General features: G+C 49.8%; 20 protein-coding genes and 1 pseudogene. 5 read left to right on the top strand and 16 right to left on the bottom strand.

The window, feature by feature from the left end:
* Positions 1-369 precede the first annotated feature (369 nt).
* The 7 genes from LN737_RS32010 to LN737_RS31980 all read right to left on the bottom strand — a co-directional run bounded on the left by LN737_RS32010 (position 370) and on the right by LN737_RS31980 (position 7,304).
* Positions 370-1,401, bottom strand: coding sequence for an SMP-30/gluconolactonase/LRE family protein (locus tag LN737_RS32010; RefSeq protein WP_231780343.1), 1,032 nt, complete (start codon positions 1,399-1,401; stop codon positions 370-372).
* A gap of 250 nt (positions 1,402-1,651) precedes the next feature.
* Positions 1,652-2,077, bottom strand: coding sequence for a TMEM175 family protein (locus LN737_RS32005; RefSeq protein ID WP_231780342.1), 426 nt, complete (start codon positions 2,075-2,077; stop codon positions 1,652-1,654).
* A 123-nt stretch (positions 2,078-2,200) separates the two neighbouring features.
* A complete protein-coding gene (locus LN737_RS32000; protein ID WP_231780341.1) occupies positions 2,201-2,746 on the bottom strand; it encodes a hypothetical protein in 546 nt (181 codons plus the stop codon).
* 11 nt (positions 2,747-2,757) lie between these two features.
* Positions 2,758-3,918: a zinc-dependent alcohol dehydrogenase gene (locus tag LN737_RS31995; RefSeq protein ID WP_231780340.1), complete on the bottom strand. Its 1,161-nt coding sequence runs from the start codon at positions 3,916-3,918 to the stop codon at positions 2,758-2,760.
* Between the two features lie 678 nt (positions 3,919-4,596).
* A complete protein-coding gene (locus LN737_RS31990; protein ID WP_231780339.1) occupies positions 4,597-5,862 on the bottom strand; it encodes a sensor histidine kinase KdpD in 1,266 nt (421 codons plus the stop codon).
* 774 nt (positions 5,863-6,636) lie between these two features.
* Positions 6,637-6,789 carry a hypothetical protein gene (locus LN737_RS31985; RefSeq protein WP_370636596.1) on the bottom strand — a complete coding sequence of 51 codons (153 nt, stop codon included), beginning with the start codon at positions 6,787-6,789 and terminating at the stop codon, positions 6,637-6,639.
* A gap of 191 nt (positions 6,790-6,980) precedes the next feature.
* Entirely contained in the window at positions 6,981-7,304 is a 324-nt protein-coding gene (locus LN737_RS31980; RefSeq protein ID WP_405520837.1) for a hypothetical protein, read from the bottom strand.
* 309 nt (positions 7,305-7,613) lie between these two features.
* Between LN737_RS31980 and LN737_RS31975 the strand changes: the two genes are divergently transcribed.
* Complete coding sequence (locus LN737_RS31975) at positions 7,614-8,525, top strand: alpha/beta fold hydrolase (protein ID WP_231780338.1); 912 nt, start codon at positions 7,614-7,616, stop codon at positions 8,523-8,525.
* 331 nt (positions 8,526-8,856) lie between these two features.
* On the opposite strand, the gene LN737_RS31970 is transcribed toward LN737_RS31975, so the two are convergent.
* From LN737_RS31970 to LN737_RS31955, 4 genes and pseudogenes are all read right to left on the bottom strand, one after another.
* Positions 8,857-9,009 carry a hypothetical protein gene (locus LN737_RS31970; protein WP_405520834.1) on the bottom strand — a complete coding sequence of 51 codons (153 nt, stop codon included), beginning with the start codon at positions 9,007-9,009 and terminating at the stop codon, positions 8,857-8,859.
* A gap of 324 nt (positions 9,010-9,333) precedes the next feature.
* Positions 9,334-9,540, bottom strand: coding sequence for a hypothetical protein (locus LN737_RS31965; RefSeq protein WP_231780337.1), 207 nt, complete (start codon positions 9,538-9,540; stop codon positions 9,334-9,336).
* A gap of 318 nt (positions 9,541-9,858) precedes the next feature.
* Positions 9,859-10,763: pseudogene (locus LN737_RS31960) on the bottom strand (NAD-dependent epimerase/dehydratase family protein).
* 686 nt (positions 10,764-11,449) lie between these two features.
* The gene (locus LN737_RS31955; protein WP_231780336.1) at positions 11,450-11,848 is read right to left on the bottom strand and encodes a helix-turn-helix domain-containing protein; all 399 of its coding nucleotides are present in this window, start codon (positions 11,846-11,848) and stop codon (positions 11,450-11,452) included.
* Between the two features lie 151 nt (positions 11,849-11,999).
* On the opposite strand from LN737_RS31955, the gene LN737_RS31950 reads away from it, so the two are divergent.
* Positions 12,000-12,335 (top strand): antibiotic biosynthesis monooxygenase, encoded by a 336-nt coding sequence (locus LN737_RS31950; RefSeq protein WP_231780335.1) that lies wholly within the window; start codon positions 12,000-12,002, stop codon positions 12,333-12,335.
* 84 nt (positions 12,336-12,419) lie between these two features.
* Entirely contained in the window at positions 12,420-13,322 is a 903-nt protein-coding gene (locus tag LN737_RS31945; RefSeq protein ID WP_370636605.1) for a bestrophin family protein, read from the top strand.
* A gap of 1,046 nt (positions 13,323-14,368) precedes the next feature.
* Here the strand turns inward: LN737_RS31945 and LN737_RS31940 are convergent.
* The 4 genes from LN737_RS31940 to LN737_RS31925 all read right to left on the bottom strand — a co-directional run bounded on the left by LN737_RS31940 (position 14,369) and on the right by LN737_RS31925 (position 17,095).
* On the bottom strand, positions 14,369-15,040 hold the full coding sequence (locus tag LN737_RS31940) for a hypothetical protein (RefSeq protein ID WP_231780333.1): 672 nt from the start codon (positions 15,038-15,040) through the stop codon (positions 14,369-14,371).
* Entirely contained in the window at positions 14,943-15,497 is a 555-nt protein-coding gene (locus LN737_RS31935; protein ID WP_231780332.1) for a Gfo/Idh/MocA family protein, read from the bottom strand. Before LN737_RS31935 ends, LN737_RS31940 begins: the two co-directional genes overlap by 98 nt.
* Positions 15,498-15,581: 84 nt before the next feature.
* Positions 15,582-16,130: a YceI family protein gene (locus LN737_RS31930; RefSeq protein ID WP_231780331.1), complete on the bottom strand. Its 549-nt coding sequence runs from the start codon at positions 16,128-16,130 to the stop codon at positions 15,582-15,584.
* A gap of 92 nt (positions 16,131-16,222) precedes the next feature.
* A complete protein-coding gene (locus tag LN737_RS31925; RefSeq protein WP_231780330.1) occupies positions 16,223-17,095 on the bottom strand; it encodes a pirin family protein in 873 nt (290 codons plus the stop codon).
* 163 nt (positions 17,096-17,258) lie between these two features.
* On the opposite strand from LN737_RS31925, the gene LN737_RS31920 reads away from it, so the two are divergent.
* On the top strand, positions 17,259-17,615 hold the full coding sequence (locus tag LN737_RS31920) for a helix-turn-helix domain-containing protein (protein ID WP_231780329.1): 357 nt from the start codon (positions 17,259-17,261) through the stop codon (positions 17,613-17,615).
* Positions 17,616-17,657: 42 nt separating this feature from the next.
* On the opposite strand, the gene LN737_RS31915 is transcribed toward LN737_RS31920, so the two are convergent.
* On the bottom strand, positions 17,658-18,017 hold the full coding sequence (locus LN737_RS31915; RefSeq protein ID WP_231780328.1) for a helix-turn-helix domain-containing protein: 360 nt from the start codon (positions 18,015-18,017) through the stop codon (positions 17,658-17,660).
* A 128-nt stretch (positions 18,018-18,145) separates the two neighbouring features.
* Between LN737_RS31915 and LN737_RS31910 the strand changes: the two genes are divergently transcribed.
* Positions 18,146-18,934, top strand: coding sequence for an SDR family oxidoreductase (locus tag LN737_RS31910; RefSeq protein ID WP_231780327.1), 789 nt, complete (start codon positions 18,146-18,148; stop codon positions 18,932-18,934).
* Positions 18,935-18,948 lie beyond the last annotated feature (14 nt).

Below are 18,948 nucleotides of genomic sequence, written 5' to 3'. Positions count from 1 at the left end.
GGAAAAGAATATACTTGGAGAGGTTGCTATACAATATCAACGCGTGCGCTTTTTCGTTAACCGCGGGAATAAACTTGCTTGCTTTTGCTGGACAGTATAAGTATAGTAAACACTCCTAACGTATTGTCCAGTAAAAGGTAACAAATCCAATAAGGTTTGTTTGCCTTCGTACTTCTTGTCCAGAATATGCCATCGCTACACAGTCATACGTCAAGCGTTTACCTTTCGAGGTCTTTTTCGGTTCATCCTCCAGATAACCCCAATTATAACTGGGGCGGTGATAGCGGCCTGTTGCACAAACCCTTTTTAAGTGGGCTTCCATTCAGCTCTCCAGCCCCTTTCAATCTAGGGCTTGGAAGAAGGCCGCTTTTAGGCATCTGGCAACTTCATCCGGTAAATGGCATACGGTGTGGTTCGTTTGTTTTCGCCTTCATTGTAATCGGGTTGCTTATTAATCTGAGAGCAACTGATGTATAAATAATCATCCGTCGAAATGGAATAACTATCCGGCCATATCAGCCTATCATCGGACACCACATCTTCAAGCTTAAACGCAGGCGTTATTCGGAACATTTTGTAGTGCTGGTAATCGCCCAGGTACAGGTTACCGTTTTTATCAACGATCATCCCGTCCGTAACCGCAAACCGTCCCAAATCTTCTACCGCAGCCTCCCGTTGATCTTCCGTCACTGCTTCGTTCCGCAAAAAGTCCGTGCGTATGCGGTAGAGTTTGTTATCAGTGAGCGGTTTGTAATACAGCCATTCGCCATCCGGTGTTAAGGCAATGCCATCGGATTGAAGGTGTACCGGCTGACCCTGCTTTCTAAATTCTTTCCCGTCCACGATCAGGGTAAAGGAAGGGTCGTGTATCACCGAGGAATGATGGCGCAATACTTCCCGGATTGTTCCTGTTTCCAGATTAACCACCACAATTCCACCTTCATTGGAGTTCGTTAAATACGCTACGTTTCTCTGGGTATCGACCCGCACATCGTTGATATAGCTTTTGTTGCTTAGTACGCCCTCAAACCGGTAGACTTCTTCTATGCTATCAGTAGTCAAGTTGAACTTGACCAGCTTGAAACTAGTGTCATACACCTGTTCCATGTTCGGGCAGGCCGGGTCCACCACCCACAGGTTGTTCTCATCATCAACATACACGGCCTGCACACAAACCCATTTATTTTTTCCATTGTCCCCTTCCTGCCAGCTGTTCCACTGTTCGTCCGGATACGGTTTCACCCCGTTATTGGGGAAGATTTCGACAACACTGTACCGGTGTGGTCCGGGCCATAACGGATAACAGCTAAACAAACGACCGTCTTTTGCGATCGCCACACCGGTTAACTGGTAGGTATCGTCTGAAAACACTTCTTCAAGTTGAATGCTGCGTGTACTCATGATCGTTAATTTTAAATAGGTTGCCAATAAATAAGATTCAACTACGTTCCTACCCCTGCTTTTTCTTACTTACTTTTTGCCTTTTTCTCACTTGCCCGTGGCATGGCAAAATAGATGTATACCAGCAAAACAGGCACAATACTAAAGGGTACACTCCATAAACAAATGAGTAAGGCAACCAGGTGCAGCGCAGGGGCAATGGCATATTCCTTGGTTAACAGACGAATGAGCCTTCTATCGGTACCGTCTTCTAACAGTTCGGGCTTTTTAATGGCGTACCACCAGGTGCAGTTATAAAAAAAGTCATCAGCACCAATGTCGCATGATAGATTAATGCTGCCGTTTGCTCGTCTGGTTTGCCTACATGCCGTGCCAGCAGGCCGGTGGTAAACGACTGAAGTGTAACGAAGATTAAAAACAAACTATTTAGACTAAGCAGGTACTGGTCCGTCTGCTTTAAATAAATAAACATGTTGTGATGGTTGGACCAGGCAATGCATATAAACAGGAAGGAAGCAGCGAATGCAGCATAATGTGGCCATTGGTTGGCTATGGCTTGCAGCAAACCTGTATCAGTCTCTGGTTTGGGCAGTTCGGTAGCTAGTAATGTTGCTGCAATAGCTAGGACAGCGTCGCTAAAATATTCAAGCCGGTCGGTTGGCCGATGATTGTGCATAAGACGGGTTTAAAATCCACTCTGCTTTGTAATAGAAGGCATCAAAAACGGATCAACCCAAACGTTGTTCAGTTACTACCAACATTTGGGTTGATACAATCAAGGCTCCCCGCTTACTAACACCTACTTACCCTTGTTTTTTCGTTTCAGCAGCAGCAGGCCGGCCGTGATCAGCAAGCCCGTCGTCGCTGCCTTTCGGATAAAAGCAGGACGGTTATACTTCCATTCAACTCGCCAGCCGCGTTCAATCCAGGGGTTGGGCAGAATGCCGTGCGTTAAGTCCGTTAGCTTGCCCTCAATGGCATTGATCCGGTCGGCCAATATCAGCGTCATCCAGTGCGTAGCCGTCGCTTCGCTATACTGATAGGCATAGCGACGGATAGCCCCACTTAAGCCCGTAGGCGGTGATGACGTACCAAAGACCCGAATAACGCCTGGTCGCTCCACCGAATGCAGGACCTCGATGTCGATGGGCTGCTGGGGGGCTTTTTCATAATTGAGCCGCTCGTGGTCCGCACCGTTCCAATGCTTCATGGGGTAAGTAGGGTCATTTTCTGGATCGGCATCCATGCCCCAGCCGGGGATGTCTTTGGTACGTTTTTTTAGGTTTCGGTCCGCAATCGTGCGGTCCTGAAATTCGTCTATTGTGGCTTCTAATTCGGTTTGCATAAGATAAGGGGTTAAGCCGCATTGGCGCGTGGCGGAACGAGTAAGGGTTTGATAATGTGGTCGAGCTTACTGGAAAACATGCGGTAGGCATCGGACACGTCTTCCAGCGGTATCCGGTGGGTAATCATTTCCTTTGGATTGATTCGGCCACTCATGATGTGATCAATCAGCTTGGGCAGTAGCCGTTTGACCGAGGCTTGATTGGCCCGTACGGTAATCCCTTTGTTCATCAAACTGCCAATGGGTGCCAGGTTCCAGGGAGGACCATATACGCCGATGATGGAAACTATACCGCCTTTTTTAACGGAGTTAATCGCCCAGTGCAGGGCGGTGGCACTGCCAGCCTGCAGGAGTAGCCCTTTGCCGGTAATGTCTTGCAGGGCACTGCCTGAAGCATCGCAGCCCACCGCATCAATACAGACATCCGCACCAAAATAATCGGTGGCTTTTTTTACGAACAACACCGGGTCTTTCATGTCCCGGTAGTTGTAAGCCTCCGCAAAGGCAAACTTGCGGGCAAACTCCAGCCGGTAGTCGACGTGGTCGATCACAATGACCCGTGTAGCTCCGAAAAACCAGGCAAAGCGGGCTGCCATCAGCCCCACCGGGCCGGCCCCAAACACTACCACCGTATCGCCTTTTTGGATGCCGCCCTGCTCGGCAGCCTGGTAACCCGTAGGCACCACATCGGTTAGCAAGACGGCGTTTTCCAGGTCCATGCCGGCAGGGATCAGGGTGGGGCTCACATCAGCGTAGGGTACCCGAACGTATTCGGCCTGTCCGCCGTCATAGCCACCGCCAGTGTGCGCATAGCCAAAAAAGCCGCCGACGGCTGTGGCTTGTGGATTGGACTCATTGCAGTTGCCGTAGAGTTCCTGTTTACAATGGGGACAGGTGCCGCAGGCAACGTTAAACGGCACGAGCACGTGATCACCCACGTTCAGTTTTTGCACACCCGAACCTATGGCTTCTACGACGCCGGTAAACTCATGGCCAAAGGTCATGCCCACCCGGGTATCGGGCACACGACCGTGATACAGGTGCAGGTCTGAGCCGCAAATCAGGGATCGGGTGACCCGGACTATGGCATCATAGGGATGCTTGATGTCCGGCTCGGGCTTATTCCGGTCCAGCCTGATTTGGCGGGGACCGCGAAAATTCATTGCTAACATAGCTTCCTGTCGTTAAAGGTGATTGAACTACTCTACTGAAGACCTCAAGCTGTCATGCCGCCTTGACGCTAGCTTAAGCGCTTGCCCTATTGGCAAAACGGGTCCAGCCGCGGCAAGTACGGGTTTAGATACCTACCTGAGCGGTAGGTTAAAAAGGCGCAACATCAATTGATTCTTCAGGGAAAAGACCTACGCTTATCGAGCGAAGCGTTTGGATTAGCAGCAGGGCGTGTCGTGTGTATCGGGCAAGCCCGTCAAACAAGACCTGTATCGTTTTTCCCTTTAGACTGAGCAACAACAGACCATTGTAGCTTTAGTTAACAGACAGCTAGTGTCTGCTGTGGACAAGCCCATTCACCTTGTCGCCATACCGTAGAAGGGTCCTTCTGCGGTGTGGTCGTGCGTTGTTGTTCTGATAACCACCGCTATCAGCATCGTCTGGGCTGTACTGGCAAGTCCTGGTAACGATTTACGTAGCGTGAGATTCACCCACCGTTGTCAAACCGTCGACTCGTCTGGACACTACTTTTGTTTAACAATAAAGTTAAAATCCAATTGAAAAAGTGAGAGTATGGTCGCAACTAAAAAAAATGAACCGTGCCGTTGGGCTGGAAGAAACAGAAAGGGCGATCCCTATGGGGTTTGAAGGTCACCTCCATGGGAGGGCAGCGGTGGCCTTCAAAGCTGCTTCTGAATGGACAGCCGTATCCGAAACACGGTGCCTATGCCTGGCTGGCTGTCGATCTCCAGACTAGCCCGCAGTAGTTCACACAAGCCCTTGACGATGGATAAGCCCACGCCTTCCCCCTGGTGGGCAAACCCGGAGCGGGAGGAATGGGTAGTATCCACTTGCTGAGCATCCGCGAAATCATAGGTTGCAGTAGTTTCGGTGGTGGGAACACTCCGGTGAGGGGGCGAACCTGCCTGAGTCGCGGTAGGCAGGCCCGGTCCCGAATCCTGCACGCTGACCATCCAGCGCGTCTCAGTCTCTCGACTCCAGCTAACCGACACCCAGCCCGTAGGCGTATGCTTGAGCGCGTTGAGCACCAGGTTCTGAATAATGCGCTGAAGCGCAAGGGGGTCACACACGACCGGCAAGCTGGCCGGCCCGTCCGCTTTGAGTAAAAGGCCCCGCTCGGTGGCCAGGAACTGGTAGCTCGCCACGAGATTGGTCAACAACTGACCCGCATCGAGGGGCTGAATGTGCAGGGCTTCCTGTCCGGCCTCTAAACGGGCCAGGTCCATCAACTGGGTAACCAGCGAGCGACATGTCGTCAGGTTCCGCAGCAACATGTCCAGCATCTGTTTACGCTCCTGCTGAGAATCGATCACCAGTTCCAATAGAGAAGCAGCTCCCTGAATGGTCCCAAAGCTACCCCTGAGGTCATGGGAGGAATGGCGCAGGATCTCCAGGCGTTGCTGGCTGAGTGCCTGGAGTTCGGCCAGGGCTTTTTCCAGTACGTTGACCCGGCTGGCTGCCGCTGTACGTAGTAAGTCGGTAAACTGGCTCACACTGCCGGTATTGATTTGATTGGCAAACGCAAAGAAGTGCTCATAGGCTTGGGTGATCATTGGGCAATTGGTTGAGGGGTAGAGTTGCCAGAAGGCCCCTAGTTCAGCCAGCATACTCTGGCCTAAATAGTGCATCTCGGCCAATAATTCGGCCAAGACGTAACCCTTGTGCCAGCGAAGCAGGCCATGCTCCGCGGCTAACCGGTCCACCTGGGCTTCCTCGTGATGATGCAGCAACTGCTGCTGGAGCACATCGAGCATGAATGGGACTTGGTTGGTAAACTCGTCCCGGCTTAAGCCGTTGACGCTTCTCAGGTCCGGATCGGTCTCACAAGCGGTTCGCCAGTTGGCCAGCAGCGCTGGCCGCCGGGCGGCCAGAAAGGAAGCGAGTTGGCCTAGCGGAGCTGACTCTGATTTTGCAGGAGATATCATGGTTGAGCAGGAATAATCTCTACGTCCGGCAGGAGCGGTCCGTCCGGAGGAAGTGATCCCAACTGGGCAACCAGGCGACAGGAACGTATACGTAAAACTGGTATTCGTTCTGTTGTAGTAACACTTGTTTAAGCGAATTGTTTAAACAAGTAGATTTTCTTTCCGTACAGTCCTTGTCTGTTGCAGGCTATGAACGACTAACTGGATTTGCTACCTTTTCTGGACACTACCTTAAGATCGTTACAGTAGATTTCAATAAAAGGCAGTAAATGTAATCTAGGTAATGTACCACATGGATAGTAAAAGTTTCAACAATTAACCCAACGATATTTATTGCTCCAGTGCAAATACCGGATCAGCCATTTTCGTTCATGAAAACCCTTGGCCACCTGGACGCTATTTGTTGATTGGAGAAATAGTCTGACTCTGGCTATCAGTGCCTGAAAGTATTCACATAATGCTTGCCTTTTATGAACGGACATTACGAAAAGTACAAAATATTGAAAAGGAAGGGGAGGGTACTATTGTTTCTGTTTTATCAGTAAAATACAATTTATAGGGCCAATTTTGATTGGCTGTTGGCTCGTAGTTAGCAACCCTGTTCACCAGTTGACGAACGAATGTAAAGGGACAAATTCAGACAAATAAAATGCCCTTACGGGCATCCTATACCTGTCACACTATTGGCACTTTTCGAGAATGCTCCCTTTAGGATTGTTGTCCACTCCGTTAACAGCAGTCCCAGTCAATCCCCAGCATACGTTCTCTACTGAATTAGCCGATGGGCTCGGCTGGCGCTCGATTCGCATCGACCCAATAGCCCAGCCCTACGGTCAGCCAGAGGGCTTGACCACTCCAGGCTAAGGCCGATACGTCGGTCGGCGGTGGGCCAAAGGCCGCCCCTAAGTAGACCACTACTAGAAACACAACCAGCCCCCAGAGCCCAAAGCGGCCAGTACGGTTTCGAGCTCGGGTAGCGCGAACATACTGCCACAGACCCAGGGCGAGCTAGCCTACTTCCAGGGCTACCGTAGCGGGTAAGCTGTTCCACAGGCCTAGTCCAACTTTGGGTGATAATCCCAGGTAGAGCGGTAGATCGGGACGGTGAACCACCAGGTCTAGCAACCAGTGAGAGGGTACGACTCGACTAAGCCCACCAGCAACGCGCTTGGCCAATTACGCTGGATGAGGCCATACGTAGTGCCCAGCAGCAAGCCCAGTAGTAGTTGGGCTAGGAGGCTGTGGGAGAAGGGGTAATAGATGAAGTCAAAGGGGGAAGCCGCCATCAGACCGGGGCGTATCTGGACTCGCTCTACGCCCACCAGTAACAAGGTTGGCCAGAGTAGATCGGCGAGTTGAGTCGCCAGGAACAGGGTCCCTAAGGAGACACGGGGTTGAAGGGGCTTCGTGGCAAAGGCGACCCCAAAATGACCTAGAAACATTGGCGTTGGTAGAGGAGTGAGAGTATACGACAAAAGTAGGGGAGCGGAGTGGCTACTTCGCTGACGGATGACGAAGTTGAACTGACTTTTCACGAAGAACTTTAAAACAGCCGCTAACCGCGCTTCATCCCTTAGGCTCAACGGTATGTATGGTTGACGGTTAACGTTGCAGGATAGTATGATTTTGCTCAAGGTAGTAAGTCCCGCTACCCTATTGCCACTTCACCTACTCTAAACTATATGCACCGGCAGCCGTTCATAGTACGCTAGGTTGTTCAGTGCAGCCTGTAGACCTACTGACTCATACGTATGACCATGAACTATGTCCGGCGTGGGACCGGTAAACCCCTGTTATTGCTCCATGGCCTAGGGAGTTCCCTACAAGTCTGGGATCTCATTATCGATGAGTTGGCCACCCAGCGGGATGTGATTGCCCTGGATTTGCCGGGTTTCGGTCAATCCCCGGCTCTACTGGGAGAGGTATCCATTCCTACTCTGGCGGATGCGGTAACCGACTTTTTGACCCAGCACCAACTGCTGGGCATCGATGCAGTGGGAAATTCAATGGGAGCGCGGCTAGTGCTCGAGCTTGCCCGGCGGGGCCAAGTGGTCGGTTCGGTGGTATCGCTGGATCCAGGTGGATTCTGGCAAGGCTGGCAGGTCGCCTATTTCTACCACTCGGTTCGACTATCGGCACAACTATCCAAGCTCATCCAACCCATCTTACCACCCTTGGTCAGCAATCCCCTGAGCCGAACAGTGCTGTTCGCTCAATTTTCGGCTCATCCCTGGACGATCCCGGCTGGGGTAGCCCTGAATGAATTTCGGGCGTTTTTACCGACTCCCAGCTTTACCAAGCTGCTGGATAGTCTGGCCCATGGCACCCCGCAGCAGGGGGCACCTGTTGGCTCTATCCCGAATCTGGTTATTGGCTGGGGTCGACAGGATCGAATTTGTCCGCCCAATCAGTCTAAGTTGGCTCTGAAGCTGTTTCCTGATGCTCAGCTACACTGGTTTTCAAATTGTGGTCACGTTCCGCAATTAGATGTGCCTGCTGAAACGATTGCCCTGATTCTAGCCGTAACGAATGGCCGCTATGAACCACAATCCCACCGTCTTCCTACAGCAAAACCGTCTGAGGTTACAGGAAACGTCTTGATTGGATTAGGTGTTGGGGTGCTGTTGGTGGGGCTATTTCTCTCGTTTGGCAGGAAAAGATAAGGTCACTTCTGATCAAGCAGGCATCTACTATGTCTGTTACGGTTAACGGGGTATTTTTTGAGACCAGGGCTGCGAAACCAGCCGAGGCTATAGTCTAAATGTACCATTTACGAACATTCAAGTTTAGATAAAAATCTGTAAGCCAATTCTCGAATAAATACAATTTATAGTTTTGATTAAGTCGTTCACGAAAACGCCTTTTCAACGGACCGCACCTTATAGCCTATACCGATAGTTAGCCTAATAGTATAAGGCGCACCTAGTCCTTTCTTCAGTAGATATCCTGAAGATACTTCAACACAAATTTCACGCACGGTTGAGTAGCGAATAGCTAGTCCTGGTTGGGAATTACTACGTCCTCCTTCGTCTCTAGACTGGCCTGCTCTACGGTTTCGACGAACTCCTCCGTTGAAACCGTGTGTACATAGGGATCGTCCAGTTCTTCATCCGCATCTGGAGGGATAGGTTGTTTATCTCTATTCATACCGGCAAGCTAGTCTTTTTGGTTTGGCTGAAGTAGCCACTACCTAAAGTTTTACAATTTGTAACTCGTTTAGCGTAACCTGCTACAAATCACTCTTCGCTGCCAAGCTGTCAGTCAACTAATATATGAACGATTTGACGTAACAAAGCCATGACGCACGTTATGCTCTTGACTTACCTATACATCTCTTCCATCGACGAGGCATAGAAATTAAGCCTAAACTGAAATTTCTGAATTTTACATATCCTTTACGGTCGTTATGGGACCGTAACTATTCTAGTTGATTTTTCTCCCATTCTAACCGTTCGTGTAGCAACTACCTGATCAATTTACTTTCTTAATCTCAGTCGAACTGAGGGTGATGGTAAATTCACGCCGTTGACTGTTCCAGCAGTGTACCCGCTGACCATATTGACTGATCACCGGGACAGGCCAGTCAATCTCACCGTTAGCCGCAACTAACTCCTGAGCAATCGTCGGGTCAATTAGCGTTACCAAGTCATCGACTTTGAACTCGTGGGTTTTCTTCATGAAGTACTGGATTCGCTAACGCTCTGCTAAATAGGTTTAGAGCTGTTATGAAAAGCTACGTTACCAGACTACCGCTAACCAGCGTATAGGCCAGAAAGCCTGGTTTTATTACCTACCTCTGTTGCTGGTCATTGACATGACTTAACACACCTTACTCATTTGCTCAACGACTATTCCTCTCCAAACCAACCCATGATTGTGAATACAGGTTAAGCTTGCCAGCACCTAACCTCTGCTATAGGGAACTGTCAATAAGCTCAATTGAGCTGACATAGGCGTAGGCTCACCGTTGGGCTAGATATGATATCCAATGGCACCTTATTCCCCTGCTGGTACGTACTTTCGCCAATTATGTTGCTCTTTGAAGCCCAGCACGTCCCGAATCTTGCGATTAGAAAATAAGGCTTCATGCTCCCCCAACTCCCGATGAAGCGCTACGCCGGGAAGAATCGTTCGACCAGTTCTTTACTGGAAAGAAGAGCTCCATTGTGGTCGTTACCGGCATTGAACACTTGATAGCCTAGCCCATCGTTTTGCAAACATAAATCCACAATCTGGCCTAAGTCCCGCGCATCGATATAACAGAAGGCGTTCCGGCGACGGACTTCCGGGTGAGTCAGATAGTAGGGAAACAGCTTGGCGTATTCGTGGGGTTCGATCACATTACCGATCCGAAGGGCATAGATGTCCAGCCCTGATCGGCGCTGAAAGCTGCGGGCCGTTTGCTCATTGACCACTTTGGATAAGCCGTAGCTGTCCATGGGATCGACGTCATAGTCCTCTTCCAGCGGCAAGGTTTTGGGGTTAGTTTGACCATCGGAAAAGCAGATACCATAGGTGGTCTCAGAGGAAGCAATAATAACTTTTGGAATGCCCAGTTTAACGGCGGCTTCAATCACATTGTAGGTACCCATCGTATTGATCCGAAACGTTTCGTTATCGGGTTTGAGCAGGATGCGGGGCACAGCGGCAAAATGAACGACCGCATCAAAATGGGGGACGCCCGTACCAGGCTCCAGTTCGTTGAAGCTGGCATACCCACTTAAGGCATTGAAGATTTGACCGGAATCCGTAATATCGGCCATCAAGTTGGTGACGCCTGGGTGGTGCAGGGGAGTCAGGTCCACATTCATCACGGTATGACCCTGGTCAAGCAGGTAGGCAATAACATGCTTCCCGGCTTTTCCTGAGCCTCCGGTAAAGCAGATTCGTTGTTTAATCATAAAGGGGGTTAGTTTATGGGTTATAATACAACCCAAAAGTGGGCAATGTGACTTGAAGCCAGGCTATAAAATTGACAACCTAACGCTGACCGCTTACCCAGCCGCGGAGGGGATTGCGCTAAAGCCACCAAGTATTCATATATACGATTCGGTTTAAGAACATTAAGATGCCCCTTTTTGATTTGATCACATCGGGATTAACCCCTCAATTTGGGACGTATCCTGCTCACTAGTGTTTTTTTGTAATGTAAAAAGAGAGCTAGGCCTTTAGCCCCCTGAATGTCTTAGAATAGCTCCTTTACGCTAACCCGACACATCCGTTCAGGTAAAGGCTAAAGGCCAGAGCCAGTTGAAAGTGACCTGTATACATACTTGAAAGATAATTAGGTATGGGCATTTGGGGCTCATTTGAAAAACGTTCAGGAAAACCCTTGGCCAAATGAACGCCTTTCATGACTATAGGGATAGCATAACGTTCAGCTCTTATGCCTGAAAGTGTTCACGAAAAGGTCGCCTTTTTTGAACGATCACTAAGAAAAGTGCAAAATAAGTAGTAGATATATTCTGTCGCTGATTTAACGGTAAAATACTAGTTCATGTTTAAATTGAATAGGCAGTTAGCGATTGAGATTTAGCCAGGCCGTCTTCGTCGAGTCAAGTTCGGGTGTAGAATACAGGGCTGTTTCTTACTGGTCGAAAGCCGAAGATGCTGTCGTACAAGAGGCAGGGGGTATCTCTTGTTTAACCGCTTGTTTAAGGCCCCAGCTTGACATAGCTTTCAAAATGGGAATCAGTGTCTGACCCGCTTCGGTTAGGCCATACTCCACCCGGGGCGGCACCTCAGCGTGTACCTGCCGCCAGATCAACCCATCGGCCTCCAGTTGCCGCAACTGAAGCGAGAGCATCTTCTCGGTTATGTTGGGGATCAACCGAGTCAGTTCGCTGAAGCGCTTTTTCTCCTTAATCAGGTACCACAAGACGACCGTTTTCCACCGGCCCGCCAGGTAGTCCATCGTTAAATCCATGGGACAGTTGAACTCTTTTTCCCGGTGCAGGAACAGATACTCCTTATTTTTTAGTCTCATCGAAAAAAGTTTGTCTCTCAACCAATTGATTCTGAACGAAGCGGTTACCCAGTTCAGCTACTATCATCCATGATAGTCCTTGCCTGGCAAGTTGACACCCGGTATACTTGTTGCAAAGTAAACAAAAGCAAGTCGTAAACGCCTCTCAGCTATGAAAAACGCCCTCTCCGATTCAGTTGAAATTATACGGTACACTATTGCGGCTGATCAGCAGCTCGCTTTCGAGCAGGACTATGCCCAGGCCGCCAGTCACTTGCAGGCCTCCCCCTATTGCCGGAGCTATCAGATCCTGCACGGGGTTGAGGAAGCGGCCAATTACATCGTCATCATTCACTGGACATCAATGGATGAACACCTGAATGGATTCCGCAAAAGCGAGGAGTTTGGGCTGTTTTTTAGGTTGGTCAAACCTTTTTTTACCAGTATCCAGGAGATGAAACACTATACAAGGTTAACTGGCGACTGGACAAAACCAGATCCTGCTTAACCATCAGTCGTCAGGAGTCAGGTTGCGCGTTGATATTACTTATCGCCTAGTCAGATGTACGTTCAAAAACACATTTCATTTTGAATTATCATCCAGTTTGCCTGGCGTACTCTCCTGTTGTTCAGTATACTGGCAATGGGAGTCTATTACGTGCATACGCACTTGATGATTCCCATAGGGCTGTCTTTCCTGCCCTATGGGACCATGGGTACAGCCGTGGCCATTACGCTTGGCTTTCGCAATAACTCCGCGTATGAGCGCTTTTGGGAGGCCCTTACTGCCTGGGGTGGCCTTGTCAACCAAAGTCGGATTTTTTCCCGCCAACTCCTTTCTGTCTATCTACCGCCAGTAGCCCATCGGGAGAGGGAAGGAAATCGTTTGGAGCTGCATCAATCGTTCGTGTATCGACAAACTGCGTTTGCCCACGTCTTGCGAATGAATCTGCGCCGGGAAGAATTGACGAATGCAGCTTGCTGGACGCAACTGAGCCCCTTGTTGTCGGAGGATGAGTTAACCATCCTCCAGCAGGCGACCAATAAACCAAACTGCCTGCTGAATCTGCAGTCAATGGCTTATGCCAAACTGGGTGATTCGCTGGAGAGTTCGTTATTTCGGCAGATACAGTTTGAAACCATCCTGGCTGAATTCACTCAGTTACAGGGCCAGTGTGAACGGATCAAAAACACGCCCTTACCCCGTCAGTATGCCTTTTTTACCAAGGTGTTCGTCTGGATTTTTGTGGGGCTGATTCCCTTTGGTTTGGTCGGTGAACTGGGCTGGTTGAGCATTCCGACCTCGGTCTTACTGTCCTGGATCTTTGTTACGCTGGAACAGGTAGGCGATTACACAGAGAATCCCTTCGAGGGCGGGATTAACGACGTGCCCATGAGTGCGCTTTGCCAGACGATCGAAATAGAGGGAAAAGAATGGCTTGGGGAAGCGAACCTGCCCAAAGCCCAACAACCCACCGACGGCATTTTGCTATAATGCAGGGATTCGTCAACCCTACTGATTACACCAGTTACTGGACCTGCTACTTTTTAAGGAACACTACCTGTTGGATGATCTTGCTGTTCGGTGAACGGTAGACCGTTTAGTGTCACTCATCGGCGTTATCCTGTATTGGGTAGTAGAGCGAGCTATTTACTTCGTTATTGACGTTCACATAAAAAATTCCTTCGTCTCCAGTGGGAGCAAATTGTGAGAACGGATGCCCTGCTTCCAAAAACAATTAGTTTTTACCTTACTTTGCTCACCGGCAGGTAAATTCCCGGTCAACAAGTTACCCCTAGTTATATGCGTGATACCAAGTTGGGGAAAAGTATTTACTCGCTTTTCCAGTTTGAGCAACAGGATTGGATGACCTTCAAACGCATTCGACTCGAAGCACTCAGGCTGGAGCCAAACATTGTTTGATAGCTCATTAGAAGAAAACGCACGACTGCTGGATAGCTGCTGGCAAGAAAGCGTAGCTAACAAGGCCTATTTTGGGCTGTTTGTGCCCAATGGAGACTATGTTGGCCTATCGGCTATCACTCAACAAACTGAATTCCCTAAAACGGTCGTCTTAATAGCTTCCTATATTCAGAAACAACACCGGGGGCAAGGCTTATCTAAACTTTTCTATGCTGCTCGTATGGAGTAGGCTAAACAGCATGGTTATTCAGAAGCAATCGTCTCTCATCGGGATACAAATTTGGTTTAGAAAGCCGCCAATCAACGAGCTGGGTTCAAGTTTACTCACGTACTTGAACGAGGTTGGCCCGATGGAACAAGGTCAAACGAGTTGTTTTACGAGCTGAGTTTATAGCTTTACTTTTTACCTTTATCATGAGTATGAATTGAAGCCACGCGCCCGAATAAAGAAGTAGATACATGCGTATTCCTTCATCTCAAGTGGGAGCGTTTGGAGAGACAATGATTTTACTATCTGTCCAATTCAATTAGTTGTATATACTATACACATCGTTACTCGTGATCGATCTTTTCTGTACTTGATTGGGTTGTCAATCGGATGATAAGCCCCGGCGCAGTCATGCCAATAGATCGGGCAGACTTCCAGTTGGGGTTGCCGGGCTTATCCGTTGTCCAGTCCGGGAGGAAAGGCGAATGTCTTCGATCAACTTGTGCAGAGAAATAGCCTCCTCAAACGAGGGAGCAGAATGGGTTCCGTTTAGTATATCGCTAGCCAGCCTTCGGTAGATTTCTTTGACGTTGGTATGTGGCCCAAAATGGTCCATACCAGCTATCTCAATTAGGTCTGGCTCCTGTCTGGAGGGAGAATAACGCGTAATGGCGAGATTCGCTAGCTGGGTATGTCCGGTGGAGGCTGTAACAACCAATTGCCCCGTTGTTCCCTCAATTTGCCAACGAAAAGCGTCTCCATAAACCGGATGCCCACCTGTATACTCTATGGAAAGAGGGGCACCGTTGGTCAGGCTGGCTATAACCGAGATATAATCAGGCGCGTCAGCCTCAATATACCTACCTGTATCGAGCACCTTTACCCGTGGATAACGCGTGTGAGCGTTGGCGGATAATTGACGGATACTGCCCAGCACATCGCAGGCAGCAGCAAGCGTGTGCGCGAATGGAATGGTCAGCAGGTCAGCACCACTGGCTTGCTTTCGTAAATATTCCTCGTTTTTTGTATCGCTGATCGTAGCCCCCAGGGGTGGCCCAGCCGTGGATGCTGCTGGATACAATCGAACCGATCGAATTCGTTTTGATTAGCTCGGAGAGCGTACGGATCGCCGGAGAAACCCGGGCCTGCGTTCCCGCCACCGCCACGACTGAACGCTCGCGGGCCATAGCGGTCAGCTCTTCAGCCTCGGCTAGAGTGCGACCAAGCGGCCACTCACAATAAACATGCTTCCCATGCGAGAGAATGCTCTTTACGGCCTCATAATGCAGTGGTACGCGAACCGTCACGACAACTAGGTCAATATCTTCCGATGCGGCCATCTCGTCAATACTGCCGAAAGCGCGCGGAATAGCGCATGCCTCGGCTGCCGCTTGTGAACTTTCCAGACTGGAGTTGACAACACCCACGATCTCATAGTGGTCGGACAATTCATGGAGCGCCGGTAGATGGGCAACAGCCGCCCAACTTCTACCGGCCTGCAAGCCAGCCAGACCAACTCTTAGTTTCTGTTTTTTCATCGGAAAACGACTTAGCAGCCTTTTATAACCCCTGCTAGATGGTGGCAAACGTTTTTAAAAGGCTGCTTACTACTATACCTATGGTTAGGCAGCTACAGGTTCAAGCTGTTTGACCAGTTGAATTTCGCTGTTAATCTTTACTTCTTCGCCCAGGGCTACCCCGCCTGTTTCCAGTACACCATTGAAGGTAATCCCCCAATCACTACGGTTGATTTTCCCGCTGATGGTATAGCCCGCCCGAACGCCACCCCATGGGTCTTTCGTCACGCCACTGTATTCAACCGCTAATTTGACCGGTTTGCTAACGCCTTTCATCATTAAATCCCCATAAACAGTAAAGGTGTCATCGGATATCTTCTCAACTTTTGTCGATTGGAAGTTTAACTGGGGATAGGTTTCTGCTTCGAAAAAATCGGAATTACGCAGGTGGTGGTCGCGTTGCTCATTGTTGGTATGAATGGAAGCAATCTCGACGGTAGCCCGTATTTGAGCAGTAGCAAAGTCGTCATCCTGGGTTTCAGCCTCTACCTGAAACTGTTGGAAAGAACCTGAGACATTACTGATCATTAGATGTCTGATCTTGAAGCCTAATTCGCTGTGCGTGGGGTCAAGAACCCATTTAGTAGTTGACATGTGACTAAAAATTATTGATTTGTATTGTCTAAGCATGTGTGATGGCCATGCAGCCAGCAAAGCCATGGTCAATGGAGAACCCGTTGCTGGCCTTACCAGAGAATCCGTTGCGAAGCCGCTACGGTGGCGATGTGGTGCATTTTGCCCTGCCTGTATTCCTGGTAGAGCCGTCGAATGTCCTCTTGTGTATCGCCAATGAAAGGGCCATGCGACACGATGGCATCGCCTTGCGGTTTTCCGGCGTAGAGAATAACCCGGGCTCCCGTTTCCCCACTTGTCAGCCTGAGTTCGCTCAGTGTTTCCTCGGCGTGTCTATCCAGCCAGCCCACCTGATCACGGTGGAGCTCACTGGCATCGTCGCCCAAATGTAGACTCCCTTCAAGCACATACAGGAACGTGGTGAAGGATGCCGGAAGGTGTTGCACCGTGGTTGTACCGGGCTGCAAATGGATATCAGCAATAATAAGCGGTGTATAATTCTGAATGGGTGACGTTAGTCCCGCCAGAGAGCCACTGTAGACCTGTATAGTTGTGCCGTTATGGGTTGACGTTGGCACTTTCTCCAAAGGTATATCCTGTACCCGTGGCTTTGCCCAGCGATCTTTCTTAGGTAGATTCAGCCATAACTGTAACAGGCGCATCGACGCTTTCCCTTCGATGGTTTCGGTATGGACGATACCACTCCCCGCCGTCATGAGCTGTAGGTCACCCCCCTTCATCTGGTGAGCTTCGTCGCCTATGCTGCCTTCCAGAAGCAAGGATACGGTTTCAAAGCCGGCATGCGGATGCGGACCGCCCACTGGCTGATCATCTTGCTTGTCGAGTCGATCATCCATCAATAGAATGAACGGGTCACTTTGAGTGAAGTCGACCTGAATAACTGGTCTGGCTAAATGACCAGGTCCTAAAAACCCCTGTTGAGTAGGAGGTGTATATGTTTTGACGAGTTTTCGATGAAGATTCATGTCCCTGTTTTTTACTATGGCGGCAAAATTTGCTCACCATTGATGATGCAAATTTACACTTTCAACTATACTTTTGTAAGTACTATACCATAGTATAGCCCTATACTCCAGTATAGTAAGTGTAACAAAGCTTTTATACAAGCAACTAGGACTTCTACAGAAAATGGAAACGATAGATCTAAAGCACGAGGAATGTATCAGTACATTGCGGCCCATTCGAGATGCGCTGGATGTACTGAATGGCAAATGGAAGTTGCCTATTATTGTGGCCCTCACCTTCGGGGAAAAGCGGTTTGGCGAAATTTCCAAAGAAGTGCATGGTATTACTGACCGAATGCTCTCCAAAGAGTTACGGGATATGGAGGTAAACGGGTTAGTCAAACGAAGGGTGTACGATACCTATCCCGTCAAAGTCACGTACACGTTGACACCGCATAGTCAAACCCTTGGCGAGGTCATCGAATCACTGCGTAGCTGGGGTGAGTTACACCGAAAGAAAATCCTCTCGGGTGAAGTGTGAACGAAAGCAATTGGAAACCGGCTAGGGTAGCCATCATCGTGGCTACGGGTTGATGTACTTCAGAATGAGCGTCCGCAAACGTTCCTCATGCTGATCGCCCCACTGCCCGATGGCACCAATAACGGGAATGAGTGATTTACCAAAATCGGTGAGATAATACTCCACTTTGGGTGGGACAACCGGGTAAATTACTTTCCCCACCAATTCGTGGCTTTCCAACTCCTTCAACTGTACGTTCAGCACGCGCCGGGAAGCACCTGGAATTTTTCGCTGGAGCTCGCTGGGGCGTTGAAAGCCTTCGTGGATAAACCACAATAGCCGCATCTTCCATTTTCCGTACAGTACTTCGCCAATCAGGTCGAGCCCGCAATTCAACTCGGGCAATGTTTTCCGTTCGTACATACGACAAATATAACCAGGTGCGCTGAGCAGCTCAATAGGGATAAATTTATCCCTATCTGATTCGTAAGTCCGTACTTGTCAGCGCCTGTCATACGCCCGAAATTTGTCCTAAACAAAGCAACAGCGGTATGGAGGTTACTTTTAAAAACGAACTGGCGGGCAAACTAGCATTAGTTACCGGAGGTAGTAAAGGGACGGGTAAGGCATTCGCCGATCGCCTGTTGACAGCGGGTGCCACGGTGATCATTGCCGCCCGAAACAAGCCGGAAGACCAACCGAATGGCATCCATTTCATCGCTGCCGATTTAAGCAAACCGGACGGAACCCAGAAAGTGATCGACGAAATACTCAATACATTCGGCTATCTGGACATCCTGGTTAATAATATGGGTGGCTCAGAAACGCCGGGTGGTGGGTTTGCCGCGTTGTCTAATGAGGATTGGGAGTCCTCGTTTCAGACGAATCTGCTGGCCCCCGTGCGATTGGACCGAGGGTTATTGCCGGGCATGATCAAGCGCGGGCAAGGGGTCATTGTCCACATCGCGTCCATCCAGGCAAAATTGCCCCTGTATGACTCCACACTACCGTATGCCGCTGCGAAAGCGGCCCTGGTCAATTACAGCAAAAGCCTGTCGAATGAAGTGGCCCCGAAAGGAGTGCGCGTGCTCACCGTATCGCCGGGTTGGATTATGACGACGGCATCGGCCCAAATGATGGAGCGTATCGCCGAGAGCTCAAACAGCACCGTTGAACAGGCGGCTCAAGGGGTCATGGATGCCCTTGGCGGTATTCCATTCGGCAGACCCGCCTGGCCGCAGGAGGTGGCTGAGCTGGTAGGCTTCCTGGTTTCACCCCGGGCGGCTTATCTTACCGGCACCGACTTTGTTATCGACGGCGGCACCATCCCCACCCTATAGGCCGGTATTTTCCA

It is taken from the genome of Spirosoma sp. KNUC1025, assembly GCF_045160025.1.
GTDB lineage: Bacteria > Bacteroidota > Bacteroidia > Cytophagales > Spirosomataceae > Spirosoma.
This window is presented reverse-complemented; position numbering and strand designations above follow the sequence as displayed.

What these genes read in the sequence shown, in the direction of transcription:
- LN737_RS32010 (WP_231780343.1), bottom strand. Translation starts at nt 1,401, where the DNA reads ATGAGTACACGCAGCATTCAACTTGAAGAAGTGTTTTCAGACGATACC.
- LN737_RS32005 (WP_231780342.1), bottom strand. Translation starts at nt 2,077, where the DNA reads ATGCACAATCATCGGCCAACCGACCGGCTTGAATATTTTAGCGACGCT.
- LN737_RS32000 (WP_231780341.1), bottom strand. Translation starts at nt 2,746, where the DNA reads ATGCAAACCGAATTAGAAGCCACAATAGACGAATTTCAGGACCGCACG.
- LN737_RS31995 (WP_231780340.1), bottom strand. Translation starts at nt 3,918, where the DNA reads ATGTTAGCAATGAATTTTCGCGGTCCCCGCCAAATCAGGCTGGACCGG.
- LN737_RS31990 (WP_231780339.1), bottom strand. Translation starts at nt 5,862, where the DNA reads ATGATATCTCCTGCAAAATCAGAGTCAGCTCCGCTAGGCCAACTCGCT.
- LN737_RS31980 (WP_405520837.1), bottom strand. Translation starts at nt 7,304, where the DNA reads ATGTTTCTAGGTCATTTTGGGGTCGCCTTTGCCACGAAGCCCCTTCAA.
- LN737_RS31975 (WP_231780338.1), top strand. Translation starts at nt 7,614, where the DNA reads ATGACCATGAACTATGTCCGGCGTGGGACCGGTAAACCCCTGTTATTG.
- LN737_RS31970 (WP_405520834.1), bottom strand. Translation starts at nt 9,009, where the DNA reads ATGAATAGAGATAAACAACCTATCCCTCCAGATGCGGATGAAGAACTG.
- LN737_RS31965 (WP_231780337.1), bottom strand. Translation starts at nt 9,540, where the DNA reads ATGAAGAAAACCCACGAGTTCAAAGTCGATGACTTGGTAACGCTAATT.
- LN737_RS31955 (WP_231780336.1), bottom strand. Translation starts at nt 11,848, where the DNA reads ATGAGACTAAAAAATAAGGAGTATCTGTTCCTGCACCGGGAAAAAGAG.
- LN737_RS31950 (WP_231780335.1), top strand. Translation starts at nt 12,000, where the DNA reads ATGAAAAACGCCCTCTCCGATTCAGTTGAAATTATACGGTACACTATT.
- LN737_RS31935 (WP_231780332.1), bottom strand. Translation starts at nt 15,497, where the DNA reads ATGAAAAAACAGAAACTAAGAGTTGGTCTGGCTGGCTTGCAGGCCGGT.
- LN737_RS31930 (WP_231780331.1), bottom strand. Translation starts at nt 16,130, where the DNA reads ATGTCAACTACTAAATGGGTTCTTGACCCCACGCACAGCGAATTAGGC.
- LN737_RS31925 (WP_231780330.1), bottom strand. Translation starts at nt 17,095, where the DNA reads ATGAATCTTCATCGAAAACTCGTCAAAACATATACACCTCCTACTCAA.
- LN737_RS31920 (WP_231780329.1), top strand. Translation starts at nt 17,259, where the DNA reads ATGGAAACGATAGATCTAAAGCACGAGGAATGTATCAGTACATTGCGG.
- LN737_RS31915 (WP_231780328.1), bottom strand. Translation starts at nt 18,017, where the DNA reads ATGTACGAACGGAAAACATTGCCCGAGTTGAATTGCGGGCTCGACCTG.
- LN737_RS31910 (WP_231780327.1), top strand. Translation starts at nt 18,146, where the DNA reads ATGGAGGTTACTTTTAAAAACGAACTGGCGGGCAAACTAGCATTAGTT.